Source organism: Micromonospora sp. WMMD964 (assembly GCF_029581455.1).
Classification (GTDB): Bacteria; Actinomycetota; Actinomycetes; order Mycobacteriales; family Micromonosporaceae; genus Micromonospora.
This window is the reverse complement of sequence record NZ_CP120860.1, coordinates 1,315,549-1,342,027: the sequence shown is the minus strand read 5'-3', so window position 1 is coordinate 1,342,027 and position 26,479 is coordinate 1,315,549. Positions and strand designations below refer to the sequence as shown.

The window sequence follows — 26,479 nt, the reverse complement described above, 5'->3', positions numbered from 1 at the left end:
GCGGCCCGTCACCGACGACGGAACGGAACCACCCGCGTCAACCGAAGACCAGCCACACCAGCACGGCGAGCCCGATGAGTACGGTGGTCACCCACCCGGTCCGGAACGACGACGTCTCACCCCACAACTCGCCGGCCAGGTCAGCGGCCGTGCCGGGGAGTTCGGGCAGCGACGACGGTCGGTACACCAGTGTGCCGACACCCCCCGCCGGCACGTCGACGAGACCACTGGCCGGTCGCCCCGGAATGCCGGTACGGCGCGGCAGCCACGCCACGACCTCGACCATCCCGGCGGGAACCGCGATGTCGTACGGGTTCCACTCGGGCAGCCGATGCTCGGTCTCCTCGACCACGACGACCGGCCTGGTGTCGTCGTCGTAGGCGTCCGGATCGTTCCACCAGGCGGGTTTGATCGGGACGATCCGGAGGGCGCCGCGTCCGGGAGCGAGCGGAACGGTGACCGGCGCGGCCGCGACAGCGGTCAGCTCACGGATCGCGTTCTGGGTGAGGGCTTTGTCGCGTACGCAGAACAGCCGTTGGAACAGCTTCGGCCCCAGCAACGCATCGAACAGGAAGGGGGTGGCCGCATAAAATCCGACGACTGCGACGGTGATCCCGATTCCGAGGAACAGGCGGGCGACGATCCAGACGTCGCTGAGGAGGTATGCCAGCCCGAAGAGGGCAGCCGCCACCGCGACCGAGACGACCACGAACAGCACGGCGAGACCCGCTGAGGTGGCCATGTTCCTCCAGTACCCCGCCTCGACGCCACCCTTCACCACATCGAGCGTAGCGATGCCGGGCAATGCGTCGTGCGCCCACGGGCTGGTGGCTCCCGCGTTCCCACTGGTGGAAACACACCACCGTCACTGCCCGATGAGCTTCTCGAACCAGTGGTGGGCGTAGTGCTCGGTGTTGTACGCCTCGATCTCCCGGTAACCGGTCGACCGGTACAGGGCGATCGCCTCGGTGAGGTTGCGGTTGGTGTCCAGCCGGACGGCGGTCGCGCCGGCCTCGGCGGCGTACCGTTCCAACTCGCCCAGCAACCGCCGCCCGACGCCGAGCCCGCGGACGGTGTCCGCCACCCACACGCGTTTGATCTCGGCGGGCGCGTCCCGGTGGAGTTTGACCGCGCCGCAGCCGACCGGTTCGGCGTTGAGGGTGGCGAGCAGAAACACCCCGGCGGGTGGGACGAGGTGCTCGTCGTGGACGGGGTTGCTCAGCGCCGGGTCGAACCCGTCATCGAACCGCCGCGCGATCTCCCGTTCGTACGCGCGCAGGCACGCGCGGGCCTGTGGATCGTTCGGCCGGCACGGTTCGATGACCACCATCGACCCGATGAGCAGCCGTTCGACCTCGGCCATGGCGGTGACGAGCCGATCGCGACGCGACGCGGTGAGTGGTTCGAGGATCGAGGCCGCCAGTTCGTCGGATCGCTTGTCGAGCTGGGTCCATTCGGTCCGGCCGGCGTCGGTGAGCCGAGCTGTACGTACTCGGCGGTCGCCACCGCTCTGGCCGGCCGGTCCGACGGTGACCAGCCCTGCGGATTCCAGGGTGCGCAGGAGTCGGCTGAGATAGCCGGAGTCCAGGCCGAGCCGCGCACGCAGAGCCGCGACCTCGGCGCCCGCCGGGCCGATCTCCCACAGCAGGCGGGCCTGCCCGAGAGGCCGACCCTGGGCCATGTACTCGTCGTCGAGGGCACCGACCCGCTGGGTGACCGTCCGGTTGAACCGCCGCACGGCGGCGATGAGCGCAGCGTCCATAACCTGACTTTAGTCAGGATTACGGACCTGACGGTAGGACAAGATGCCGGCGCGGTCCAGGACGACCACCACGAGCACCACCACCACGGCGACCGCGCTGAGCGCCAGCAGCGGGGGCCGCAGGGCGGCCGCCACGCCGCCCAACACGAACAGGGCGGCCACCCGGGGCCAGGAGATCCGACGGTGGATCGTCAGGGAGAACAGGATCCGCCCGACGAGGAACAGCGTGGGGCCGCCCAGGATGACCAGCGCGGCGGTCGTGTCGCTGGTCGCGGTGGGGTGGGCGATGCTCAGCTCGGCCCCGACGGCGGTGACCACCAACCCGGCGATCATCACCAGGTGCAGGTGACCGGTGATGACGCCGAGCCGGGCCGGGTCGGCGTGCTCGATGGCCGACCCCAGGCGCTGCCCGGCGGGCGTCACGTAGAGCAGACCGATCAGCACCGCGGTTACGAAGACCAGCAGGAAGGCGGCGGTCTCGGGCAGGTGGAGTCGGGTGTCGGCGTACGAGAGACCGGCGACCAGCACGAGTTCACCGAGCGCGATGATCATGATCTGTTGGTACCGCTCCGCGAAGTGCTCGCCGACGAGATGCAGTTCCTTCCGTTCCGCACGACCCAACATCGGCGTGGGCCAGCCGAACCGCGGGCCGGTGAGGTCGATCGAGAGGGCGAGCACCCAGAGCGGCACCCGCCCGTCCGCCCAGAAGCCGCCCGCCAGCCACGGTACGGCGGAGAGGGTGTACCAGCTGAGGATCCGCAGGGCCCGGCGTTGTCGAGGGTGCCCCCGCAGCGTGGCGGCGGTGACCACACTCCGGCCGACGTGCAGCGCGACGTACGCGCCGGCGAAGAGCATCCCCCGGCCGTCGAAGGCCTGCGGAATCGCCACCCCGGCCAACAGGCTGGCCAATGCGGCGGCGATCAGCAACCCCCGGACCGCCGCGCTCTCCGGGTCGTACCAGTCGGCGAACCAGGTGGTGGTCACCCACAGGGTCCAGACCCCGGTCAGCAGGAGGGCGGTACGCAGCGCACCGGCCAGGGTGAGGTCGTGCAGCAGGTGCTCGGCCAACTGGCTCAGAGTCAGAACGAACGCCAGGTCGAAGAACAGCTCCAGGAACGAGGCGCTCAGCGGCGCCTCGCTCCCGCGGAGCAGCCGTTCGGGCTTGCTGGCCATCGGCGGCTCCTCCCGGTGGCACGCCCTGCGTCCGTCGTACCACCGGAAGCCGACCGGCGGAGACGGAAACGGCTGGGCGACGACCCGCCGCCCCCTCGTGTCGTTGATCCGGCAGCGCCCATGGTCGTCGCTGACCACGGTGGGGGCACCGACTCAACGAGGAGGTAAGCCGATGACCGCTCAGCGCGAGACCGTGCAGGTCGACACCGACCTGTTCCGCGCCGTGTACGACTCGCCCGCGTCACTGCCCGGCCGACACCGCTGGACCACCCCGGAGTCGGACGTCCGGCGGCTGGAGAAGCTGCTCGGCATGCCGGCGCGCAGCATCGGCGCGCCGCTCTGGGTCAGCGGCGACGACCCCGACTGCCCGAAGTGCGGCCGGCGGGTCACCTGGTACGACATCGTCTCGTCGGCGCTCTCCGGTCTGCACGACAAGGCCATGATCGCGACCGTCATCCTGGGCGAGCGCAAGTACGTCAACACCGGGATCCCCGACGCCATCGCCGGGGTGCGCTGCTCCGACTGTCACACCGCGATCGACGGCCTGCGCAGCTTCAAGTGCCACAACTGGGCGTACGCCTTCGAGGCGTTGGAGGCCGTCCGCGAACGGATGGCCGGCGGTCCGGTGCCGGCCTGAGCCGGGTGGGTCAGTCGGCCTGAGCCGGGTGGGTCAGTCGGCCGAGCGACGGGTGGGGCGGCGGCCGGGCGGGGACTGCGGCTCCGGCCCGGGGTCGGGCACCGGCGGCATCGGCCGGGTGACCGGCTCGGCGCCGGTGATCCGTACCGACTCGCCGTGGTGCCACACCTCGACCTCGGTGTCGGAGGCGGCGTCGGGCAGTTCGTAGCGGGCCTCGTCCGGCGTCAGCGTGACCCGCAGCCGGTGGCCGCGCCAGCGCAGGCTGAACGCCAACCGGTCGATCCGACGCGGCAGCCGGGGGTCGAAGGAGAGCACCCCGCGGTCGTCGCGCAGCCCGCCGAAGCCCTGTACGAGCGCCAGCCACGCGCCGGCCAGCGAGGCCAGGTGCAGCCCGTCGGCGGTCTTGTCACCCAGGTCCGCCAGGTCCTGCAGGACCGACTCGGCGAACAGGTCGTACGCCAGATCCAGGTGCCCGACCTCGGCGGCCAGGACGGCCTGCGGCGCGGCCGACAGCGACGAGTCGCGGACCGTCCGGGCCTCGTAGTAGGTCAGGTTGCGGGCCTTCTCGGCGGCGGTGAACTCACCAGGGCAGACCTGCATGGCGAGGACGAGGTCGGCCTGCTTCACCACCTGCTTGCGGTACAGCTCCAGGTACGGGAAGTGCAGCAGCAGCGGGTAGTCGTCCTCGCCGGTGTTCGCGAAGTCCCACTCGGGTTGCTCGGTGAACCCGGCGGCCTGCTGGTGCACCCCGCGCTCGTCGTCGTACGGGATGGCCATCGCGTCGGCGGCGGCCCGCCACCCGACCACCTCGTCGCGGTCCACGCCGAGCCGTCCGGCCAGGTCGGGGTGGCTCTCGGCGGCGTCCGCCGCGCCCCGCAGGTTGCGCTTCGCCATGAGGTTGGTGAACACGTTGTCGTCGACGAGCGCGGCGTACTCGTCCGGGCCGGTCACCCCGTGCAGGTGGAAGTCGCCCCTGTCCGACCAGTGGCCGAAGCCGTGCCAGAGCCGGGCCGTCTCCACCAGCAACTCCAACCCCGCGTCGGCGAGGAACCGCCGGTCGTCGGTGGCCGCCAGGTAGCGCAGCACCGCGTCGGCGATGTCGGCGTTGACGTGCAGCGCGGCCGTGCCGGCCGGCCAGTAGCCGGAACACTCCCGACCGCCGATGGTGCGCCACGGGAAGGTCGCACCGGTCAGCCGCAGCTCGCGGGCTCGCTCCCGGGCCTCCGGCAGGTGGGCGTGCCGCCAGTTCAGCGCCGAGCGGACCACCGCCGGGGCCAGGTAGGTGAGCACCGGCAGGACGTAGGTCTCGGTGTCCCAGAGGACGTGCCCGTCGTAGCCGTTGCCGGTCAACCCCTTGGCCGAGATCGTCCGGTCCGAGTCCGGCCGCCCGGCCTGGATCAGGTGGAACATCGCGAACCGGACCGCCTGCTGAAGCTCCGGATCGCCGTCGAGCTCCACGTCGGCGACCTGCCAGGCCGCGTCCAGGGCGGCCCGCTGGTCGGCGAGGAGAGCGTCGAACCCGTCCGCGCGGGCCGCGTCCGCCTCGGCGGAGACGAGGGCCGCCAGCTCTTCGGGGGGTACGTCGTCGACAGCCGACCACTCGTACGCGGCGAACTTCGTCAGCCGCAGCCGCTCCCCCGGATGCAGGCGACCCGCCACCGTCAGCCGGACCCGGTCCGGGGTGCCGTCCCCGGTGGTGGTGACCGTGTCCGGCCCGTCCACCAGGTGGCTGACCGCGACGGCCACGCGCTGGTCGCTGCGCTCGGTACGGTGCACCAGCACCCCGTCGAGGCCGCCGGCCTCGTACGACTCGGCGGTCAGCGGGTCGGTGGGCACCGAGGCCGCGCGGGGGTCGTCGGAGCGTTCCGGCACCTTCTCGTTGGCCAGCAGGTCCGAGCAGACCCGCAGCTCGACGGGGGCGCCCAGCGCCTCGACCTCGTATCGCACGGCGGCCACCGGTCGGCGCGGCAGGGACACCAGCCTGGTGCTACGGATCCGCACTCCCCGGCCGGAAGGGGAGATCCACTCGGTGTCCCGGCGCAGCACACCGGTGCGCAGGTCGAGCACCCGTTCGTGGCTGCGCAGCGTCCCGGTCCGGATGTCCAGCGGCTCGTCGTCGACCCAGAGCCGGATCAGCGCGGCGTTCGGTGCGCTGATGACGGTGTCACTTTCCTGTGGAAACGCGTACCCCTCCTCGGGGTAGCTCAGCTCGCGCCGCTCGTGCAGGCCGTTGACGTAGCTGCCCGGCATCCCGCACGGCGCGCCCTCGTCGAGGACACCGCGCCACCCGACCCACCCGTTACCCAGAGCGAAGATCGACTCGGTCTCACCGAGCCGGTCCAGGTCCGCCGCCGCACGCCGGATCCTCCACGTCTCGTCGTCCCCCGTCCCGGCGGCGGGCGGTGGTTGGTCGGTGGCCGAACTGGTGTGCACGAAGCCTCCCGTGGATGCCGACGTCCCTGACCAGCCAAGCAGAGCCGGCTGTGCGAAACCTGGACGAAGGTCGGGACGGCAGCCTGACCTTCGACAGCGGCGATGCCCTCTGCCGCGTTCCTAGGGTGTCTCCAAGATGAACGGGGTATGAACATGAGGTGAGGTGAGGCATGGCCGACAACGGCAGCATTGACGTTCCGGAGATCAGCGCCGAGTGGTATCGCGACGTCGTCGACGCCGCCGCCGCCAGCCCCGAGCCGGTGCAGTGGTTCGTCGGGCACGCGACCGAGGGGGTGATCCTGCTGCTCGGCGCGCTGCTGGTGATCGCCGCGCTGGGCCGCCGCTCGGGCGGCCCGCGCGACCGGGCACTCGCGCTGATCTCGCCGCTGCCGGCCCTCCTGGCGTACGTGGGCAGCGAATGGTTCAAGACCGTGGTGGACGAGGATCGCCCGTGCCGGACGGTCGGCCAGGCGATCATCGCGGGCACCTGCCCGCCCCCTGGCGACTGGTCCTTCCCCAGCAACCACGCCACGATCGCCGGTGCCCTGGCGGTCACCACGCTGCTGCTGTCCCGCCGACTCGGCCTGATCGCGCTGCCACTGGCCGCGCTCGGCGCGTTCTCCCGGGTCTTCGTGGGGGTGCACTACCCGCACGACGTCATCGCGGGCGTGCTGTTCGGCGCTCTGGTCGCCGTGGTGGCGACCCCACTGCTGGCCCGACCCACCGCCGAGTTGCTGCGCCGCCGCGCCCGCACCCCGATCCCCAAGCTGGCCGGCCGCCCGCATCCCTGACCCACCACGCGCCCTCGCCAGGCGGTCAGAGTGACAGCAGGAGTGCGCCCGTCGTGCCGAGCAGGAGGAACGGGCCGAAGGGCAGGTGCGTGTTCCAGTGCGCCCGACGGGCGGCCAGCAGGCCCAGGCTCAGCAGCGCGGACAGCCCGAAGGCGAGCAGCAGCCCGAGGGCCAGCACCGGCCAGCCGTACCAGCCGAGCAGGGCTCCCACACCGAGGGCCAGCTTGGCGTCGCCCAGCCCGAAGCCACGACGCCCGAGCAGCACCGTGGTGCTGGCGAAGAAGAGCGCCAGGCCGGCACCGGCGACGACCGCACGCAGCCAGTGCCCCGGGTCGGCGTCGAGCGCGGCGACGCCGAGCAGCAGCCAGGTCCCCGCCGCCGCCGGAAGGGTGAGCCGGTCGGGTAGGCGGTGCACGGCCAGGTCGACGAGGACGGCCGGGATCGTCCAGCCAAGCCACCAGGCCAGCGCCGGCAGCGCCCCACCGGACGAGCCGACCAGAGCGAGGAGCAGCACCACGGCGGCGAGCACCGCCGCCTCGACCGCGCCGGGGGGCGGGCCGACCCGGGCCCGGCAGCGACCGCACCGGGCGGTCGGCCCGAGCGCCGGCCACGGCCGGGTCAGGTCGACCGGCGCGCCGCAGGCATCGCAGCCGGTCCGGCTGGGCATGCCAGGGGGTACGGCGTAGCGCAGCGCGGCCAGCCGCATCAGTGGGCCGATCGCGAGGATCGCGAGCACCGTCGACAGCCGGGTGCGCGCCACCGCCGGCCCGTGTTCCGTCGTGCGGTCGCCGCCCGCTGCCGGGCGAGCGGGTTGCGTCACGCCGCCGATCGGTGGGGTTGCCGGGCTCCGATCGAGTGGGTTCTCCGGACCCGGGACGGCTGCCGAAGGGCCGGTCAGCGCCATGATGCCTCCGATACGACAGGGCGTCGCCTCATGAACGTGAACACGGATCGTGACCGAACGATCGCCATGGTGTGGCGGATGGCGCAGAAAGCGACAGTGCCGCCCCGCCCCCGGAGACACCTCTGACCTGAACTGGGCCGGACCTCTCGTCGACCGAGGCACTGCCCTCGACCACCCGGCAACACCGGCGGGATGCCGGGATGGGGCCGCGTTGTCCCACTCCTGGGGACGGCGACGAAGCATCGGCGCCCCCACCACCTCCGACGTCGAGCGGGCCCCCACGAGCCCTCGCCCGGTAATTGCTCGGGGCGCAGCGCGGACACCCGTCACCACCACCTGTCATCACGCAGAGTGTTCACTTGAATTGCCTCTGTTGCATCGGTGCGCGTCAGCCTATGCTCGCCCCTTGGGTGTGACGCAAGCCTCACCTAGACAACCGGAAGACATAGGACCTTGCATTTGTAGAAGATCCGTAACGGTGAATGCAGAAGCGCAATGAAGGGCTCCGGATGTGCTGATCCGGGCGCGCTTCCGCATGCCCGGCGGCGGTGAACCACCACCGCTGCGGGCTACCACGAGGAGGCTCGACGGTGCGCGGACGGCAGCTCAGACGAGCGGCAATCTGCCTGCTGGCGGTCGTGGCGGCGACGTCACTCGCCGCCTGTGCCAGCGGACAGGAGTCGGTCGGACGACCGACGGCAGCCCGTGAGGACGGACGACAGACCGATCCCGAGATCGAACGGCGAGCCGCCGAAAAGGCGGCACTCGACGCGTACTCCGGTTATCTCGCGGCCTCGCGCACGGCGAGCGGGCGCAGCGATCCACGCGCGCCGGAACTCACCCGGTATCTCGCTGATCCACTTCTCACCCGCGTCCAATTGTCCATTCGCGACGCTAAGGAGCACGGCGCTGTGCGTACCGGGACGGTGAAGTCGGACCCGACCGTGATCGCGGTCAGCCTGGACGCGAAGCCGGCCACCGTGGAGATCCAGGACTGCCTGGACACGACCGGCTACCGGCTGGTCTACGCCAAGGACAAACGAGTGGTTCCTGGCAGCGGGGGCGGTAAGCACTTCTCCACCGCCACCGCGACCCGGTTTCCCGACGGGCGCTGGCTGATCAACTCCGGCACCACACACCGGGACCAGCCGTGCTGACGGGGAGCGACCGGTCGCGGCGTGCCGGTGCACCCTGGCGGGTTCTGGCCGGGGTCGGCCTCGCCCTCCTGCTGGTGGTCGGCACGAGCGTCCCGGCCGTCGCCGCCGGACGCGCCGACCCGGGGGCCAACTGCCCGCCGGACCAGCCGGACTGCAACGTCTGGGACGACGAACCCGGAAACCCGGGTGACCCGGGCGGCGGCGGAGACGACGGTGGCGGAGACGACGGCGGTGGCGGCGGTGGCGGCGTCTGCCGGTGGGACGGGCGGACCATCCCCTGCTACGACGAGTTCAAGGGGTGGTTCAACAGCGGTGACGGCTGCTACTACAAGTTGTCAGTGCCGCAGCCCGAGGCACCCGACGGCCAGCAGTGGTACGTGCAGACCTGCAACGGCGGCGCGGACGTGGGCAACCAGACCGAGGTGTTGCTGGACGAGCCACCGGCCGGCTTCGGTGCGCCACCCAACCCGGAGGAGTTGGCCCGTCGCGCCCTGGCCTCGATCAAGCTGCTGCCGGCGCCGCTGAAGGTCGCACCCCGCAAGGGCATCGGCCCCGGCCTGGTCGGCCTGCCGGTGTGGCTGTGGGCGAACCCGGGCGAGGACTACTTCGGCCCGCTGACCGCCAGCGCCACCGACCGGGACGTGACCGTCGAGATCACCGCGGTGGTCAGCCGGATCGTCTGGGACATGGGCAACGGCGAGCAGATCACCTGCGAATCGGCCGGAACCCCGTACGACTCGAAGAGCGACCTCGCCGGCCGCCCGTCCCCGGACTGCGGCGACCCCGACGGCTACCCGAAGGCCGGCGAGTACACGATCAGCGCCACCACGCACTGGACGGTGACCTGGAACGGCGGCGGTCAGAGCGGGGAGATCCTGGTGACCCGCCGCAGCGGCAACGTGCAGATCCTGATCAACGAACTCCAGGTGGTGACCCGGTGAGTGAACCGATTGTGCGATCCCCGCGAACGGAGATGACCCAGTGAGCCTCGCGACGCGCAACGGCACCCCACCGGTCGACGCGCCGGTCACCCCGCCGACCGTGGTCCGGCAGCGGCGGGTCCGCCCCGGCCTGCTCGGTCTCGCCGTACTCCTGATCGCCCTGGGTGGGCTCGGCGCGGCCTTCGCGGTCACCTCGGTCCGGGCCACCGGCAGCTACCTGGCGGTCGCCCGACCGGTGGAGGTGGGACGCGAGATCACCGCCGCCGACCTGGTCAGTGTGCAGGTCGCCGGCGGTCAGGGGCTGCGCCCGGTGCCGGCCGGACGGCTCGACGAGGTGGTCGGCAAACGCGCCGCGGTGGCGCTGCTCCCGGGCACCCTGCTCACGCTGGGGCAGGTCACCGACGACCCGTTGCTCGGCCCCGGTCAACAGCAGATCGCGCTCGGCCTGAAGACCGCCCAGGTGCCGGCCCGCAAGTTGCACCCCGGCGACAAGGTTCTGCTGGTCAGCACCCCGGACCGCAGCAGCACCGGGGACACGGCCACCGCCGCGGGCACGAGGTTCTCGGCCACCGTGATCGACATGGTCAGTCCGGCCAACGACGACAAGGTCCTGTACCTGGCGTTGGTCACCCGCGACGTGCCGGCGGTGGTGGCGCTCGCCGCACAGGACCGGCTCGCCGTCGTGCTGACCGAGACGGCCTGAGCATGGCGATCATCGCGCTGGTGTCCGCGAAGGGCTCACCCGGCGTCACCACCTCGGCGCTCGCCTGCGCGCTGACCTGGCACCGACGGCTGGTCCTCGCCGAGTGCGACCCGGCCGGCGGCTCGATCCTCGCCGGCTACCTCGGCGGGCAACTGGACGGCCCGCGCGGCCTCGGCGAGTTGGCCGTCGGGGAGCTGCGCGACGGCAACCTGGAGACGGCGTTCTGGTCACAGCTCGTCGACCTGGACGCACCCCGTCGGGAACGGCTGCTGCTCCCCGGGCTCGTCGACCCCGCCCAGGGCGGCAGTGTCACTCCGCTCTGGCAACGCTTCGCCGACTACTTCGACGCCCTGGACCGTGGCACTCCCGGGTACGACGTCCTGGTCGACTGTGGCCGGCTGCACGTCACCGGGCCGCCGTGGCCGGTGCTGCGAGCCGCCGCGGTGGTGCTGCTGGTGACCCGGGCGAACCTGCCCGACCTCTCCGGCACCCGTGCGGTGGTCACCGCGATCGAACGGGACTTCGCCGAGCACCGGGTACCACCGGGCACCCTGCGGCTGCTGCTGGTCGGTGCCGGGCACGGGCGCGCCGAGATCAGCCGCGCCCTGAAACTGCCGGTGATCGCACGGCTGCCGCACGATCCACGTACCGCCGGGGTGTTGGCCCTGGGCGGAACCGTGCGGGCCGGACGGCCGCTGATGCGCGCGGCGGGCGCGCTGGAGGTGCCGATCGGCGCGCTGCTGGAACGGCGGCGGGCCCGGTTGGCGTGGCCCGTGCAGCAGGGGGTGCCGGATGCGGTTTGAGCCGGTCTCCGCCGACCCGCGGCAACAGCCACCGGGCGTCACCTCCACCGCACCGCCGATCGCCTCCCCGAACGGCCGGCACCAGCAGCACGGGCCCATGCCGCAGCCGCTACCCACGGCCACCGCGACACCGGAGCCGACCCCTCGGCCCCGGATCGACTTCCAGGTGGTCCGCGAGCTGCGTCGGGAACTCACCGAGCGGCTCACCCTGTGGCAGCGCGGCCGGGAGTTCAGCGCCGACGAGGAGGACACCGAGCGGGCCCGACTCGCCGTCGCCGTCGTCGCCGCGTACGCGGACTCCGTCCGCCGGGCCGGCACACCGATGGCCGCCGGTGAGGAACGACTGCTCCTGGACCAGGTGACAGCCGAACTCGTCGGGCTCGGCCGGCTGCAGACGCTGCTGGTCGACGACACCATCGAGGAGGTGCACATCCTCGGTTGCGACCAGGTCCGCATCACCAGGCACGGCGGCGGGGTCGAGTGGGCCGAGCCGATCGCCGACAGCGACGCCGAGCTGGTGGAGATCCTCCAGGCAGCGGCCCGTCGGGCGGGTGCGACCGAGCGGTCCCTGTCCACCGTGAAGCCCACCCTCGACCTGCAACTGCCCGACGGCAGCCGGTTGGCCGCGGTGTTCCTGGTCAGCCACCGCCCGTACGCGGTGATCCGCAAGCACAACACCCTGGACGTCAGCCTGGACGACGTGGCGGGCGCCCGGGGCGACCTGGACGAGATGATCGACCCGCTGTTGCGCGACTTCCTCCGCGCGGCGATGCGCGCCGGTCTGAACATCATGGTCGCCGGGCTGGCCGGCGCCGGTAAGACCACGATCATCCGCGCGCTGATGAACGAGATCCCGCCGGACGAGCCGTACGTGCTGCTGGAGGAGAGCCGCGAGCTGCTACCCGCCCGACGGCGAGAGCGACACCGGGCGGTGATGAGCTTCGAAGCCCGGGAAGGGCACGGCGAACGCGGCTTCGACGGCCGCCCGGCCGGCGAGGTGACCATCGCCGACCTGATCCCGCTCTCCCTGCGGATGGGGGTGCTGCGGATCATCGTGGGCGAGGTGCGGTCCCGGGAGATCGTGCCGATGCTCCAGGCGATGACCACGAGCCGGGGCTCGATGTGCACCATCCACGCCCGCACCGCTGCCGGTGTGGGCGAACGGATCGTCGAGCTGGCACTGGCCCACGGTCGGGAGATGACAGTCGACCAGGCCCGCCGGATGGCCGGCAACGCCCTGGACCTGATCGTCTACGTCACCGTCGAGGACGAGACCGCGATCGGCGGGCGCAAACACCGGTTCGTGTCCCATGTGGAGGAGGTGATCGGGGCCGGCGAGGCCGGTCGGATCACCACCACCAGTGTCTTCGGGCCCGGCCCGGACGGTCGTGCGGTCCCCCGGCACCTGCCGGAGCGGGTCCGTGAACAGTTGCTGCGGGTGGGGTACGACGTGCGGCTGCTCACCAGGTGGATCGAGGCCGGTGCGGGCGCGTGGCGGCGACCCCGGCAGACCCGACTGGCCCGGCGGTGACACCGATGGGCAGCCTGGAACTGATCGCGGTGGTCTCCGGAGCCGCCTGTGTGGCCGGGCTGCTGCTGGCCGTGGTGGCGTTGGTGGGCACCCGTCGGCCCCCAGGGCCGCGCCCGGGGGGCGGGTCCGGCCTCGGTCGGCTGTGGCGCGGACCCGGCAACACGGCGGCCGAACAACGGTCCTACCAGGCGTTGCTGGTCGCCGCGCTGGCGGCGGGCGCGCTGGCGTTCCTGCTGACCGGGTTGCCGGTGGTGGGGCTCCTCGTCGCGGTCGCGGTGCCCGGCACCCCGTGGCTGTTCGGTGTGGGCAAGGCCGAACAACGGGCGATCGCCCGGATCGAGGCGGTCGGCGAGTGGACCCGCCGACTCAAGGACGTCTCCAGCACCGGTCAGGGCCTCCAACAGTCGATCATCGGCACGATCGGCAGTGTGCCGCCCGGCATCGAGGACGAGGTACGGCTGCTCGCCGCCCGCCTACAGGCCGGCTGGATGGCCCGCTCCGCGCTGTTGGCGTTCGCCGACGACATCGCCGACCCGGTCTGCGACCAGGTGGTCGCGGCGTTGATCCTGCACCTCTCCGACCGGGGTGAACGGCTCGGCGACGTGCTCGGCTCGATCGCCGGCGCGGCATCGGCGGAGGTGGCCACCCGTCGGGAGATCGAGGCCAAGCGCACCCAGCCCCGGTTCGCGGTCCGCTTCCTCACCGGAATGACCCTGGCGACCCTCGCGTACGGGCTGATCAACACCGAGTACATCAGGCCGTACGGCACACCGCTCGGTCAGGTGGTGATGGCCGTCCTCGGTGTCGCCTTCATCGGCCTGCTGGCCTGGGTGCGGTCGATGAGCCAGCCACAGCGGCCGGCCCGGTTCCTCCCGGCGCCCGACCCGAGCGAAGTGATCGCATGATCGTCAACTGGCAGTTGGTCATGGCGGTGTGTGGCGGCGCCGGCATCGGGTTGGGTGTGTTCCTGGTGATCCGGGAACTCGTACCGGCGACTCCGGCGCTCGGTCCGGCGCTGCGCCGGCTGCACCAACCGGCGGGCACCGGCCAGGTCGCCGAGTCCGCCTCCCGCCGGTTGGACTGGTTGAGCGGGTTCACCCGCTGGCTGCGGCCGCCCCACCGGCAACTCGCCCTGATCGGCCAGACCGCCGAGCAGTACGCGCTGTCGGTCCTGCTCTCCGCACTGATCGGGCTGGCCACGCCGACTCTGCTCGGGGCGGCGCTGTTGGTGCTCGGCGTTCCGGTCCCGCTCGTCGTACCCGTGCTCGGCAGCCTCGGCCTGGCGCTGATCGGCGCGCTGCTCGCCCACCGCGCGGTACTGACCAAGGCCGACGCCGCCCGCGACGAGTTCCGCCAGGCCGTCTGCACCTACCTGGACCTGGTGGCGTTGCAGCTCTCCGCGGCGCACGGCCCGGTGCAGTCGCTGGAACGGGCCGCGGCGGTCTGCGACGGCTGGGTGTTCGACCGGCTCCAGGAGTCGTTGCGGATCGCCCAGATGCAGATGCACGCGCCCTGGGACGAACTGCGCGACCTCGCCGACAAGATCGGCATCCCGGAGCTGGGCGACGTGGGCGCGATCATGCGCTCGTCCGGCAGTGAGGGCGCCCAGGTGCACGAGACCCTACGCAGCCGGGCCGACTCGCTGCGCGACCAGATCCGCACCGACAACCTCGCTCGCGCCGAGGCGGTCACCAGCAAGCTCGACATCCCGGGCGCGCTGCTCGTCTTCGTGCTGCTCGGCTTCGTCCTCTATCCGTTCATCGCCCGTCTCTGACCCCCGTCCGCACAAAGGAGCACGTCATGCCCATCTTCAGCTATCTGCACGTCGTGTTGACGACGCGCCTGGCCGAGCTGCGCCGCGACGGCGAGCGCGGCGACAGCCCGGTGCCCACCGCGGTGATCATCGCCGGCCTGGTCGTGGTCGCCATGGCCGTCACCGCGCTGGCCCTGACCAAGGCCGAGAACTGGATGGACAACATCCCGGACTACACGGAGCCGGAGTAGCCGGGATGCGTCGAGCCGCGTTCCCACTGTGGCGCCGGGCGGTCGAGGCCGTCCGGCGCCACCTCGCGGCCGGCGACCGGGATCGGGGCGCCAACCCGGTGGAGCTGGCCGTGATGATGCCGCTGATCCTGGTGCTGCTCTTCGCCTCGATCCAGATCGCGGCCGTCTTCCTGGCCCGCTCGACCGCGTTGAACGCCGCGCAGGGCGGTGTCAACGCCCAGCGGTCCTACCAGGCGGCGAACGGCGCCGGGGAGGACAGCGCCACGAAGTTCCTGGAGTCCGCCGGCGGCTGGTTGGTGGGCTGGAAGGCATCCGGCCCGAGCTGCGTGATCATCAACGACGTCGAGGTGACCTGCACCGTCAGCGGCCGGTCCCTGTCGGTGGTGCCGGGCGTGGACTTCGCGATTCAACAGACCGCCCACGGGACGGTGGAGAGGGTGACCCCGCCGTGAACCGCACCGCCGAGCGGGGCTCGGTCTCCATCGAGGTGGCGGTGCTCGCGCCCGCGTTCATCGCGCTGATGGTGCTGGCCGGCGTGGTCGGGCGTACCGCGCTCGCCGCCGAGGCGGTCGAGGCCGCGGTTCACGACGCCGCCCGCGCCGCCTCCATCTCGCGGAACTCGACGGCCGCGAAGACGGCGGCGCGGGAGGCCGCCCAGAAGCAACTCGACTGGCACGGCCTGGCCTGCGCGAACGATCTGGACCCCACGTTCACCGGTTCGGTGGCCGGTAAGGCGACCAGCTTCGACGGTGCCTTCGCCAGCACGGTCGGCCAGGACGCCACGGTGACGGTCGAGATCGTCTGCCTGGTCTCGTTCGACGACATCTCGCTCGGGATCCTGCCCGGGATGCCCGGCGGGAAGCAGATCACCGCGAACTTCACCTCGCCCCTGGACCGCTACCGGAGCCGGCAGTGACCGCCACCGCGCCGTCACCCGAGCGCCCACCCTCGGGTGAGCACGGCCGGGTGAGCATCTTCCTCGCGGTGACGATGATCGGAGTGCTGGCCGTCATCGGCCTCTCCTTCGACGGCGCCGGGCAGTTACGCACCCTGCAACGCGCCCAGAACCTGGCCGCCGAGGCGGCCCGGGCCGGCGGTCAGGCCATCGACCGGGCGACCGCCATCGAGGGCGGACCGAAGCGGATCGACGAGGACGAGGCGGTCGTCGCGGTCGCCAACTACCTGGCCGCCGTCGACACCGCCGGTCACACGGTGAACTTCCCCGTGGTCGACGGGGAAACCCGGATCCGGGTGACAGTCAGCATCACCTACCACCGCTCGATGCTCGGCCCCTTCGTCAGTGCCGACACCGTCACCGTCACCGGCGAGGCAACCGCGAGTGCCATCACCGCAACACCGTAGGAAGGAAGGCAGCCATGCCCGCATCGGGTGGGTCCGTCGTACGGCGGACCGGACGGATCCTCACCGGCATCGGCGCGCTGGCCGTGCTCTTGGTGCTGCTGATCGGTGCGCCGATCGCACTGCTGGCCTTCGCCGGCAACCCCCTGCCCGACCACCTTCCCACGATCGGCGAGGTGGGCACCGCCCTGACCAGCCGGGACGACGGTCAACTCTTCCTGCGCGCACTCGCCGTCGCCGGTTGGTTCGGCTGGGCCACCTTCGCCTTCTCCGTCCTCGTCGAGCTGGGCGCGCAGACCCTGCGCCGGCCGGCCCCGAGGTTGCCCGGGATGGGCCGCCAGCAGAAGGCCGCCGCGGCGCTGGTCGGCTCGGTGGCGCTGATCCTCGTCGCCAGCCCGGCCGCCGCCAGCGCGGCCGCGATCTACGGCCCCCCGGCGTACTCGGGCACTGTCACGTCGACGGCCGCCACGGTGGCCGCGCCGACCCGCGCGGGCGCGACACCCGACACGGCAGCCCCGCTGGCCCGTGGTGGACCACTCGGGCTGGCCGGGACCGAGGTGGCCGCACCCGGCGGACCGGCGGCGAACGGTGAGGCCGCGCCGGTGTACCGGGTGGCTCGGGGCGACTACCTCGGTGAGGTGGCCGAGCGTTACCTGGACGAGTTCGGTGACTACCGACAGCTCGCCAAGCTGAACAAGCTCGACGACCCGGATCGGATCCGCCCCGGCCAGCTACTCCGGCTGCCGTCGGAGGCCGCCGACCAGGGGGCCCGCCAGCACGCGAGCGGCCGACTGGTCGGCCCGGCCGCCGCGCCGAAACCGCCCGCACCCCGGCCGGCGCCCGAACGGACCGCACCGCAGCGGGTGGACCCGGCACCATCCAGCGGTACGCGGTCAGCGGCGCAACCACCCGCGATGACTGTCGGAGCGGCCCGGGCCGGTGCGGACGACCGGGTGAACCGACCGCTGGCGGTCTCCGCCGTACTGGCCGTGGCGAGCATCGTCGGCGCCCAGATCGGCGCGGTCCTGGGTCTGCGTCGACGCCCGGCCACCGCCGGGGCGGCTCCCCGACTGGCCGCGTCTTCCCGCAAACCCCGGGGCAGCACGGCGCGGAGCAGCGGCAGCGGCAGCGGCAGCGGCAGCGGCAGCGGCAGTCCGAGCCGAACCACGAGCGCCGCCCGGCGGACCACCGGCGCGGCGGCCGGAAGTGGTGCGGCCTGGGCCGCCGGCCGGGCGGCGGCAGCCATCGAGGCTCCGACGCCACCGACCGGCCGAGCGGCGGCGGGCGACAGTCACACCACGCCCCGCAGCAGCGGCAGACCACCTGCCGGCGGCGGGATGGCTCCCCCCGGTAGCACGGCGTTCCCCGGCGGCGGGATGGCTCTATCCGGCGGCACCGCACCTTACGGCGGCACGGCACCTCAGGGCGGCGGGGTCGATCCCGCCGGAACGCCGGGGTGGGGCGATGACGACGGTTGGGCTGGTGACGGCGACGAGGGTGGCCTGCTCAACGGCGGGCACGGTCTGGATTCCGTGCCGGACGGGCCACCGGTCGGCCGCCACCGACGCGGCTGATCCGGACCGGCCGAGGACGATCCGGACCCGGCCCGATCGGCAGACCTCGGCGACGGCCGTCAGGGCAGGCGGGTCTGGAGCACGCCGTTCTGGATCCGGGTGGGCAGGATCTGCTGGTCGTTGCCGGACGGCCCCTGCACGACCTCACCACCGTTGAGCCGGAACGCGCTGCCGTGCCACGGGCAGACCACGCAGGCGTGACCATCGATCTCCTGCACCTCGCCCTCGCCGAGTGGTCCGCTCTGGTGCGGGCAGCGCTCCAACATCACCGTCACCTCGTCACCGTGGCGGTAGAGGATCACCGAGATGTCGTCGTCCACCTCCCGGGTGATCAGGGTGCGCTGCGGCAGCGTCGCCATGTCGACGAGCGAGTGCCAGCCATCGGTCATCCGGCGCAACTCGGAGATGCTCTGGTTGACCTGTGCCCCCTGCTTGTACGCGAGGTGACCCCCGATGTACGCCCCGAGGCTGACCGTGGAGAGGCCGAGGAAGCCGAGGGCGCGACCGACGCCGTGCCGACCGGACATCCGCGCGGCCAACGAGCCGGCGTAGAGCGTCAGGCCGACGGTGTTGGCGGCGGCGTGCACCAGGCCGACCCGGCGCTGGTCCCGGGCGAGCGCCGCCCAGTCGTTCAGCCCGGCGATTGCCGCCGGCACCGCGCTGACGGTGCCCAGCCCGACAAGCATGGTGGCGGGTCGGCGTTGCCCGGGCATCAGGTCGAGGACCGCGGCGCTGATCCACGCGCCAACCGGCACCTGCACCATCGCCGGGTGCAGCGGATGCCCGATGGTCACCCCGTGCAGCAGGTCCCGCAGCCGGCGCGGACGCAGCGTGCTGAGGACGACTCGCTGCAACCGGTCACCCGTCCGGTCCAGCCTGGATGCCTGCTCAACTTTCGTCAAAAGTGCTCGCACCCGTACCGACTTCCCGGCGAACGGGGTCGCAAACCGGTCGCGGGCGACAAAACTGCCACTCAAAGTGAGCGTGTCGTCGCGACGCGACGGTCCAGGGCGGGACGTCGGCCCGCTCGGTGCCAAGATCTCCGCGGATCTCGGGCGCGGGCGCGGGCCGTCGCAAGATCGACCGGAATTGTGGGCACCGGGCGGCGCGGGCATGCTGAGCCGATGGGTGTGCGGGTGGAGCGTTCCGGGCCGGTGACGACTGTGGTGCTGGATCGGGCGGCGGCTCGCAACGCCGTGGATGGGCCGACCGCCCGGGCGTTGGCCGACGCCTTCCGGGCGTTCGAGGCCGACCCGGACGCGTCGGTGGCCGTGCTCTGGGGCGCCGGTGGCACGTTCTGCGCCGGGGCCGACCTGAAGGCGATCGGTACGCCGAGTGGCAACCGGGTGGAGCCGGAGGGCGACGGGCCGATGGGTCCGACCCGGATGGCGCTCAGCAAGCCGGTGATCGCGGCGATCTCCGGATACGCGGTGGCCGGCGGGCTCGAGTTGGCGCTCTGGTGCGACCTGCGGGTCGCCGAGTCCGACGCGACGCTCGGGGTGTTCTGCCGCCGCTGGGGGGTGCCGCTGATCGACGGTGGCACCGTCCGGCTGCCCCGGTTGATCGGCGAGAGCCGGGCGATGGACCTGATCCTCACCGGCCGCCCGGTGGCGGCGGACGAGGCGTACACGATGGGGTTGGTCAATCGGGTGGTGCCGCCCGGCCAGGCGCGGGCGGCGGCCGAGGAGCTGGCGGCGACGATCGCCCGGCACCCGCAGACCTGCCTGCGCAACGACCGGGCGGCGATGCTGACCGCCGCCGGGCGTTCTGAGCCGGAGGCACTGGCGACCGAGTTGGCGTACGGGATGGACTCGCTGGCGGCGGACGCGCTGGCCGGCGCGGCCCGGTTCGCGGCGGGCGAGGGCCGGCACGGCACGACGCCGCCGAGAGGGTTGGACCTCCCGACGGCGTCGGCTACCGGGTGAGTCAGTTGCGGTTGATGGTGAAGGTCGTCGTGGTGTTGCGGATGTCCTGGTAGTTGTTGGTCAACCGCAGGTTGTTGAAGGTGACCGAGCCGACCGCCGGACCCTGGCCGGGTTCCGGCATCTCGTTGGCCCAGATCGCGTAGCCGGACTTCGCGTCGTACGCGTCACCGCTCTTGCGCACGCCGCTGATCGAGACGTTGGTGAAGACCGTGTCGGTGATCGGATTCTCCGGCTGCGACCCGGTGTACTTGGTCTGGAACATGATCCCGGTGTACGTCGGGTCGACGATGTCCACGTCGGACACCCGGATGCCGCGGAACTCCTTCGATGCGGAGAAGACCCAGATCGCCGGGAACGTCTGGGAGCCCCAGAAGTGCCCGCCCGCTCTGATCAGCGAGATGTTCTGGAACTGGGTCGGCGGGCTGGATCCGAACCCGATGAACGGATAGCCGAAGTCCAGCGAGCTGATGGTGATCCCGGAGTACGTCAACATGTCCGCGATGTAGAGGTTGCGGAAGATGTTGTTGTAGCCGCCGTAGACCGCCACCCCGGCCGCCCGCCAGGTCAGCGTGGCCGAGAGGTTCTCGAACACGTTGCCGTTGTTGCCGACCGACGCGCCCTGGTCGGTGGCCGAGAAGAGGGCGAACGCGTCGTCGCCGTTCGACCGGCCCTCGGAGTTGGTGACCAGGTTGTTGGTGCTGCCGTTGGTCAGGTTCACGGCGTCGGCGAAGGTGTTGCGGAAGCGGCTGTTGCGGATGGTCAACCCGCTGACGCTCACCCCCCAGTACGCACAGACGGTGTGCTCGACCCAGACGTTGTCGAGCGTCATGTTGTCGACGTCCTTCAGCTCACCCCAGACCTTGCCCGGCCCGTCGATCCGGTTGGTGTAGTTGCCGAAGAAGGCCAGGTGCGAGAAGGACGACCCGCTGGCCGAGGACTCCACCCTGAAGCCCGCGTCGGTGTTCTGCTGGTTGGTGGGCGTCTGGAAGCGGGTGTACCAGACACCCGCGCCGACGACGGACACCGCCTTGCCGTACACCTGGAACTTCTGCGCGGTCTCGTAGGTGCCGGCCGGCAGGTAGACGCCGACCAGGTTGCCGGTGGTGTCCATCCGGACCGCGTCCAGCGCGTTCTGCACGTCCTGGTGGCTGAAGCCACTGGGGACCCGGTACCGCGAGGGGTCCGGGTTGGCCCGAGGTGCGACCAGCTCCAGGTTGACGAAGTCGATCGCGTACGTGGTGGTGTTCGCCGGATCCTTCTGGAGACGGATCTTGCTGCCGGCCGGGATGGTCGAGTTCAGCATCACGTTCGCCTCGTCGTACAGGTGGCGAGGCGGGCCGGCGCTCGGCGAGTCACTCGGGCTGGCCTCCGCGCCGTACAGCCAGATGTGCTTGGAGGTCAGGTTGATCGGCTTGTGCAGGGTGCCGTTGACGTAGATGTTCAGCGTCGAGTCGATGCCCCCGCCGCCCGCCGAGTCGGGGATGGAGAAGCGGGTGACCAGGGTGTTGGTCGCCGCCCGGGTGGTCCACTCGACGTACGCGCCGGTGCTGTTCAGGGTGACCGCCCGACGGCCGGACGCCTCACCGCCGAGGTTGCCGATCTCCCGGTTCGGGCCGACCTGCCCGGCGCCGCCGCCGGTGGTGCCGTCCTCGGCCTCGTACATGTCGTAGCCGAGGTTGGCACCGCGACCGACGAAGAGCGGCCGGTCACTGGTGTTGTTGGTCTGCTTCACCGGCAGTTCGTTGCCGTCCGCGGCGAGCACCACCCGGACGGTGTACTTGCCGTTCGCGGCCGTCCAGGTGCCCAGGTTGATCGGGCCGACCGTCGCACCGGCGTTGATCACACCGGAGTACGAGCCGGTCAGGGTACGGACCACGGTGCCGGACTCGTTGAGCACGGTGAGGGTGATGCCGTGCGCCCCGGACGCGGACGCCTGGTTGCCGGCGTTGCGGATCGACACCGAGAAGGTGACGGTGCTGCCCGGCGGCGGGTTGCCCGGCGACCAGTCGACGGCGGAGGCGACCAGGTCGGAGCTGGCGACCGCGCCGACCACCAGCGGGCTGGGGTTGGTGTAGCTGTTGTTGGTGTCGTCCTGCTCGACGACGGTGTTCGACTCGTCCACCTTCGCGCTGAGCGGGTAGCTGCCCGAGTCGCGGGTGCCGATGCCGGCGCTGACCGTCGTCGACGCGCCGGCCGCCAGGCCGCCGACCGACGCGGTGCCCACCCGGGTGGATCCCAGGTAGAAGTTGACGTTCGTCGCGCCGGAGGCCGCCGAGCCGGCGTTGCGCACGGTGGCCGAGAGGGTGATGGTGCTGGTCTCGACCGGCGCGGACGGGCTGAACGACATGCCGGTCACGGTCAGGTCCGGGTTCGGCGCCGGGGTGCCGAAGACCTGGAACTCGGCCACCTGCCCGGCCGGTGCGCCGGTGTTCGAGGCGATCGAGAGCCGGACGTCGGCCGCCGCGCCGCTGACCGGGATGGTCACCGTGTTGCCGCTGCCCGGGTTGAAGGTGTAGTTCGCCGCGCCGACGAGCGTGGTGAAGTTCGACGAGCCCTGGTCCCGGCCGAGCACCGTGATGTTCTGGGTCCGCGTACCCCAGGCCGAGTCCGGGTTGAGCTTCAGCACGACCTGGCTGAGGGTGGCGTTCGCGCCGAGCTGCACGGTCAGCGTGCTCGGGTTGCCGTTGCCCTCCCAGTAGGTGGCCACGTTGTTGTCGTTGGCGTTGGTGGCCACGAACGTGTGCACGAAACCGGAGGCGGTGATCGGCTTACCGATCGCCAGGTTGCTGCCGGTCGGCGGGTTGCCGGTGCCGGTGCGGGTCACCGTGTTGCTGTTCGCCGACTGGTTGCCGGCTGCGTCCTTGGCCCGGACGTAGTAGGAGACGGTGGCGCTGTCCGGCTGACTGTCGGTGTACGCCAGCGTCGAGCCGTTGACGCTGCCGCGCAGCGCGCCGTTGGCGTAGATGTCGTAACCGGTCACCCCGACGTTGTCGGTGGACGCCGACCAGGTGAGCCGGATCTGCCCGCTGGCCGGCTGGGTGTACGCCAGGTTGCCGGGGACGCTGGGGGCCTGGGTGTCGGTGCTGCCGGTGGCGCCGTACACCTCGACCTCGGAGAACTGCGCGGCGGGCCAGCCGGTGTTGCCGGTCACCTGCACCCGTACGTAGCGGGTGCTGGTGGCGGTGAAGCTGACGGTCGCGGTGTTGCCGCTGCTCGGGTTGAAGGTGTAGCCGGCGGACGCCTTCAGGGTGCTGAAGGACGAGCCGTTCGTCGAGCCGAGCACGGTCAACGTCTGGGTGCGGGTCTGCCAGTCCGACGACGGTGGCAGCTTCAGCACCACCCGGTCCACGTTGACCGTGGCGCCCAGGTCCGCCTGGATCCACTGCGGGAACGCGTTGTTGGCGCTCTCCCAGTAGGTCGAGGCGTTGCCGTCGTTGGCGTTGCCCGCCACGTAGTTCTGGACGTGGCTGCTGGCGGTCATGGTGGCGGAGAGCCCGGCGAGCATCGCCACCCGCGCGGCGGCCGCCACCGCGTCGACTGCCGGTGCCGCGCTCGCCGCGGGGACGGCGGCCGGGGCGGTGGCGAGGAGCATCCCGGCGAGCACGCCGGCCAGTAGCCGCCGGTGGCCGGTGCGGGGGACGGGATTGGGCGCGCCGGGTGGCGGCGTGCCTGGTCTGGTGCCGTTACTGGACATGGGGTCGCTACACCTCTTTCGGGGGTGGGTGTGGGTGCGTTGCCCGGCGGCGGGTGCAGGGGGTACGCCCGCCGTTCCGCGACAGGTGAGGGCTAGCAGGTGAGGGCTAGCTGGAATAGACCTCGAACTCGCTGAGCTGACCGGCCGGCCAGCCGCTGTTACCGGTGACGGTCAGCCGCAGGTACCGCTGGTTGGTCGCCGTGAAGGTCACGGTGGCCGTGTTGCCGCTGCCCGGGTTGAAGGTGTAGCCGGCCGACGCCTTCACTGTGGTGAACGTCGTGCCGTTGGTGGAGCCGAGCACCGACAGCGTCTGGGTACGGGTCTGCCAGGCCGACGACGGTGGGAGTTTCAGCACGACCCGGGACACCGACCGCTCGGCGCCGAGGTCCACGGTCAGCGACTGTGGGAAGGCGTTGTTGGCGCTCTCCCAGTAGGTGTTCGCGTTGCCGTCCACCGCGTTGGCGGCGACGTACACGTCGGAGTGGCTGGTCTCGGTGATCGAGCGCCCGGCCGCCAGGTTGCCGCTGGGCGGCGGGGTGGTGGGGGGCGGGGTGGTCGGCGGTGGGGTGGTGGTGGGCGGTGGGGTGGTCTGCGTGCCGCCGTACACCTCGACCTCGGAGAGCTGCGCGGCCGGCCAGCCGGTGTTGCCGGTGACTGTCACCCGGATGTAGCGGCGGTCACCGGAGGGCAGCCCGATCGACACGGCGTTGCCCGAGCCGGGGGCGAAGACCCGACCGGCGGACGACGCCAGCGTGGCGTACGACGAACCGTCGGTGGAGCCGAGCACCGACAGCGTCTGGGTGCGTTGCTCCCACCCGCTGGGCAGCTTGAGCACCACCCGGTCGACGGACCGGGACGCGCCCAGGTCGACGGTGATCGACTGCGGGAAGGCGTTGTTGGCGCTCTCCCAGTAGGTGGCCGGGTTGCCGTCCACCGCGTTGCCCGCCGCGTAGTTCTGGTTGGTGCTGGTCGCGGTCGTCGACCGGTTCAGCGCCAGGTTCCCGCTGGTCGGCGGCGGGGTGGTCGGCGGCGGCGTGGTGGGAGGCGGCGTGGTCGGCGGCGGCGAGGTGGGTCCGCCGCCCCACTGCGGGTTCGGCCACGGGCCGCAGTACGGGGTCGGGGTGTACCAGCCGGAGTTGCCCGAACCCTGGGTGATCTGGAAGCCGGCACCGACACAGTTGTGGATCGGGTTGCTCTGCGCGATGTTGGTGGCCCGCACGTTGGTGAACGACACCTGGCTGTTCGCCTGCACCTGGAGCGCGTACGTGCCGGCTCCGTCGATCCGGACGTTGTTGAGGTTGATCCCGTTGGTCTGACCCTCGATCCAGTGCAGGGCCGCGTACGAGCTGTCCAGGATGTCGGTGTCGGTGATGTTGATGGTGGGGTTCTGGAACGCCTCGTTGAGGGCGGAGAACCAGATCGCGCCGACGCCGAAGTTCCAGTTGTAGTCCGAGTTGCCGTTGCGGATCAGGGTGTTCCGGGCGATCGTCCAGGTGCCCTGGACACCGGTCGCGCCCTGCACGCCGGGGTAGCGGTTCGCGACGTGGATGCCGCCGCCGTTGGTCAGCGAGTCGGCAGTCACGTTGTCGGTGATCTTGATGTCCCGGCCGCCGTAGCTGACCAGGTGGTTCGCCAGCAGCGTCACGCCGATGGTGTTGTGGGTGAAGGAGTTGTTGACGTTCGGCACGCTCTGCGCCCACATCGCCAACGCGTCGTCGCCGGTGTTGCGGACGAACGTGTTCGTCACCGTCGAGTTGGTGACGCCGGTGTGGAAGTTCACGCCGTCCGCGGTCTGGTCCAGGATCCGGCTGTTGCGGATGGTGAAGTTGTCCATCGGGCCGTCCATCCACGCCCCGACCTTGGTGTTCTCCAGCCACAGGTTGTCGACGACCGAGTTGGTCATCGCCCCGCCCAGCGCGTTGACCTGGTCGTCGTCGACCCGCTCGCGGATGTCGCCGATGATGGCGAAGTCCCGCAGGGTGACGTTGCGGCTCGGCCCGTTCGCCTCGTGCGCGCGGACCGGCCCGGTGTAGCCGCCGCCGGGGACGTACTTGCCGTAGATGCCGACGGACCTGTTCCGCTCGGTGGGGTGGCGGCCGCCGAGCACCGAGTACCAGGGCCCGGCGCCGCGCAGTGTCACCCCGTCGACCACCACGTGATCCCAGAGGGTGAACGTGCCGGTCGGGATCCAGACGGCTCGGCCCTGCGCCTTAGCGGCGTCGACGGCCGCCTGGAACTTCGCCGTCGAGTCGGTCGCGCCGCTCGGGTCGGCGCCGAAGTCGGTGACCACGTCGATGACACCGCTGGGCTTGGCGATGGGCGCGACGAGTTCGAAGTCGGCCAGGTCGATGGTGAAGGTGGGCGACTGCGCGGTCGAGGAGACCTGGAGGCGGATCTTGGTGCCGGCCGGCTGGGTGCTGCCGAACAGTGCCCGGGTCTCGTCGTAGAAGTGGTGCGGGTTGGTGTCGCCCGGGTTGTTGTTGAACGGGTATCCGCCGTAGTACCAGCCGTACTTCGACGTCACCGGAACCGACTTCAGCAGGTTGCCGTTGGCCCGCAGGTCGATGGTGGCGTCCCGGCCGGTGCCGGCCGAGTTGTCCGGCAGGCTGTAGCGGAAGGTGACCGCGTTGGCCGGGGCGGTGAGGGTGAACTCGACGTACTCCCCGACGGCGTCGAGGGTGACCGCCTCCCGGCCGGACGCCTCCGACGGCAGCGTGCCGTAGCGCCGGTCCGGGCCGATCTTCGTGCCGTTGTGGGCGACCTTCTCCGCCTCGTGCTCGATGAACGGCACGGTGGCGCCCCGGTTGGGGATGTCGAAGGGGGACAACCCGGCCGCCGAGGCCGGGGTCGCGGTGCCGGTGACCGCGAGGGCGGTCACCGAGGTGGCGGCGAGCAGGGTGGCGGCGATGGCGGCCAACCCTGCCCGGGTCGGGTGTCGAAGGTGGTGCGCGGTGCCGGTGGTGTGGTTGGCCATGAGCTGCGCTCTCCCTTTCGTCAGGCAGGCCAGGTCCCCCCGTGTCGGTGCGGCGCGTCCCCCGTCGTTCCTCCTTTCGTTCGGGTGGCGTGGTGCCGGCGGCCGGGACGGGCC

22 protein-coding genes and 1 pseudogene are annotated in these 26,479 nt (G+C 71.6%); 15 read left to right on the top strand and 8 right to left on the bottom strand.

Translation table 11 applies throughout. The features are described from left to right. Positions 1–37: 37 nt before the first annotated feature. The 3 genes from O7616_RS06320 to O7616_RS06310 all read right to left on the bottom strand — a co-directional run bounded on the left by O7616_RS06320 (position 38) and on the right by O7616_RS06310 (position 2,935). Positions 38–778 carry a hypothetical protein gene (locus tag O7616_RS06320; RefSeq protein ID WP_282305995.1) on the bottom strand — a complete coding sequence of 247 codons (741 nt, stop codon included), beginning with the start codon at positions 776–778 and terminating at the stop codon, positions 38–40. 87 nt (positions 779–865) lie between these two features. Beyond that, positions 866–1,762, bottom strand: coding sequence for a helix-turn-helix domain-containing GNAT family N-acetyltransferase (locus tag O7616_RS06315; protein WP_282305994.1), 897 nt, complete (start codon positions 1,760–1,762; stop codon positions 866–868). A gap of 9 nt (positions 1,763–1,771) precedes the next feature. Then, complete coding sequence (locus O7616_RS06310) at positions 1,772–2,935, bottom strand: low temperature requirement protein A (protein WP_282305993.1); 1,164 nt, start codon at positions 2,933–2,935, stop codon at positions 1,772–1,774. Positions 2,936–3,107: 172 nt separating this feature from the next. Here O7616_RS06310 and O7616_RS06305 point away from each other — a divergent pair, with 172 nt between their 5' ends. After that, entirely contained in the window at positions 3,108–3,572 is a 465-nt protein-coding gene (locus O7616_RS06305; protein ID WP_282305992.1) for a hypothetical protein, read from the top strand. A gap of 33 nt (positions 3,573–3,605) precedes the next feature. Here O7616_RS06305 and O7616_RS06300 read toward each other — a convergent pair whose 3' ends face one another. Then, the gene (locus O7616_RS06300; protein ID WP_282305991.1) at positions 3,606–6,005 is read right to left on the bottom strand and encodes a glycosyl hydrolase family 65 protein; all 2,400 of its coding nucleotides are present in this window, start codon (positions 6,003–6,005) and stop codon (positions 3,606–3,608) included. Positions 6,006–6,175: 170 nt separating this feature from the next. Here O7616_RS06300 and O7616_RS06295 point away from each other — a divergent pair, with 170 nt between their 5' ends. After that, positions 6,176–6,796 (top strand): phosphatase PAP2 family protein, encoded by a 621-nt coding sequence (locus O7616_RS06295; protein WP_282305990.1) that lies wholly within the window; start codon positions 6,176–6,178, stop codon positions 6,794–6,796. Positions 6,797–6,821: 25 nt separating this feature from the next. Here the strand turns inward: O7616_RS06295 and O7616_RS06290 are convergent, their stop codons facing one another. Then, positions 6,822–7,502 (bottom strand): A24 family peptidase, encoded by a 681-nt coding sequence (locus tag O7616_RS06290; protein ID WP_282307547.1) that lies wholly within the window; start codon positions 7,500–7,502, stop codon positions 6,822–6,824. 788 nt (positions 7,503–8,290) lie between these two features. Between O7616_RS06290 and O7616_RS06285 the strand changes: the two genes are divergently transcribed. From O7616_RS06285 to O7616_RS06230, 12 genes and pseudogenes are all read left to right on the top strand, one after another. Continuing rightward, complete coding sequence (locus O7616_RS06285; protein WP_282305989.1) at positions 8,291–8,857, top strand: hypothetical protein; 567 nt, start codon at positions 8,291–8,293, stop codon at positions 8,855–8,857. Then, positions 8,851–9,798, top strand: coding sequence for a hypothetical protein (locus O7616_RS06280; protein ID WP_282305988.1), 948 nt, complete (start codon positions 8,851–8,853; stop codon positions 9,796–9,798). The genes O7616_RS06285 and O7616_RS06280 overlap by 7 nt, the downstream gene beginning before the upstream one ends. 40 nt (positions 9,799–9,838) lie before the next feature. Beyond that, positions 9,839–10,501, top strand: coding sequence for an SAF domain-containing protein (locus O7616_RS06275; RefSeq protein ID WP_282305987.1), 663 nt, complete (start codon positions 9,839–9,841; stop codon positions 10,499–10,501). Between the two features lie 2 nt (positions 10,502–10,503). Next, on the top strand, positions 10,504–11,304 hold the full coding sequence (locus O7616_RS06270; RefSeq protein WP_282305986.1) for a ParA family protein: 801 nt from the start codon (positions 10,504–10,506) through the stop codon (positions 11,302–11,304). Then, positions 11,294–12,835 (top strand): ATPase, T2SS/T4P/T4SS family, encoded by a 1,542-nt coding sequence (locus O7616_RS06265; RefSeq protein WP_282305985.1) that lies wholly within the window; start codon positions 11,294–11,296, stop codon positions 12,833–12,835. The genes O7616_RS06270 and O7616_RS06265 overlap by 11 nt, the downstream gene beginning before the upstream one ends. Beyond that, positions 12,796–13,740 carry a type II secretion system F family protein gene (locus O7616_RS06260; protein ID WP_282305983.1) on the top strand — a complete coding sequence of 315 codons (945 nt, stop codon included), beginning with the start codon at positions 12,796–12,798 and terminating at the stop codon, positions 13,738–13,740. Before O7616_RS06265 ends, O7616_RS06260 begins: the two co-directional genes overlap by 40 nt. Then, the gene (locus tag O7616_RS06255; RefSeq protein WP_282305982.1) at positions 13,737–14,609 is read left to right on the top strand and encodes a type II secretion system F family protein; all 873 of its coding nucleotides are present in this window, start codon (positions 13,737–13,739) and stop codon (positions 14,607–14,609) included. The genes O7616_RS06260 and O7616_RS06255 overlap by 4 nt, the downstream gene beginning before the upstream one ends. A gap of 26 nt (positions 14,610–14,635) precedes the next feature. Continuing rightward, positions 14,636–14,839: a hypothetical protein gene (locus O7616_RS06250; protein ID WP_282263248.1), complete on the top strand. Its 204-nt coding sequence runs from the start codon at positions 14,636–14,638 to the stop codon at positions 14,837–14,839. 5 nt (positions 14,840–14,844) lie between these two features. After that, positions 14,845–15,291 (top strand): TadE family protein, encoded by a 447-nt coding sequence (locus tag O7616_RS06245; protein ID WP_282305981.1) that lies wholly within the window; start codon positions 14,845–14,847, stop codon positions 15,289–15,291. Then, a complete protein-coding gene (locus tag O7616_RS06240) occupies positions 15,288–15,755 on the top strand; it encodes a TadE/TadG family type IV pilus assembly protein (protein ID WP_282305979.1) in 468 nt (155 codons plus the stop codon). Before O7616_RS06245 ends, O7616_RS06240 begins: the two co-directional genes overlap by 4 nt. After that, the gene (locus O7616_RS06235) at positions 15,752–16,201 is read left to right on the top strand and encodes a pilus assembly protein TadG-related protein (protein WP_282305978.1); all 450 of its coding nucleotides are present in this window, start codon (positions 15,752–15,754) and stop codon (positions 16,199–16,201) included. The genes O7616_RS06240 and O7616_RS06235 overlap by 4 nt, the downstream gene beginning before the upstream one ends. Positions 16,202–16,215: 14 nt before the next feature. Beyond that, positions 16,216–17,250, top strand: a pseudogene (locus tag O7616_RS06230) (LysM domain-containing protein); the annotation flags it as partial. Between the two features lie 581 nt (positions 17,251–17,831). Here the strand turns inward: O7616_RS06230 and O7616_RS06225 are convergent. After that, positions 17,832–18,686: a DUF2231 domain-containing protein gene (locus tag O7616_RS06225; protein ID WP_278143409.1), complete on the bottom strand. Its 855-nt coding sequence runs from the start codon at positions 18,684–18,686 to the stop codon at positions 17,832–17,834. A 210-nt stretch (positions 18,687–18,896) separates the two neighbouring features. Between O7616_RS06225 and O7616_RS06220 the strand changes: the two genes are divergently transcribed. Then, positions 18,897–19,697 (top strand): crotonase/enoyl-CoA hydratase family protein, encoded by an 801-nt coding sequence (locus tag O7616_RS06220; protein ID WP_282305977.1) that lies wholly within the window; start codon positions 18,897–18,899, stop codon positions 19,695–19,697. Between the two features lies 1 nt (position 19,698). Here O7616_RS06220 and O7616_RS06215 read toward each other — a convergent pair whose 3' ends face one another. Beyond that, positions 19,699–23,391 carry a discoidin domain-containing protein gene (locus O7616_RS06215; protein WP_282305976.1) on the bottom strand — a complete coding sequence of 1,231 codons (3,693 nt, stop codon included), beginning with the start codon at positions 23,389–23,391 and terminating at the stop codon, positions 19,699–19,701. Between the two features lie 106 nt (positions 23,392–23,497). Continuing rightward, entirely contained in the window at positions 23,498–26,365 is a 2,868-nt protein-coding gene (locus O7616_RS06210) for a discoidin domain-containing protein (RefSeq protein ID WP_282305975.1), read from the bottom strand. Positions 26,366–26,479 lie beyond the last annotated feature (114 nt).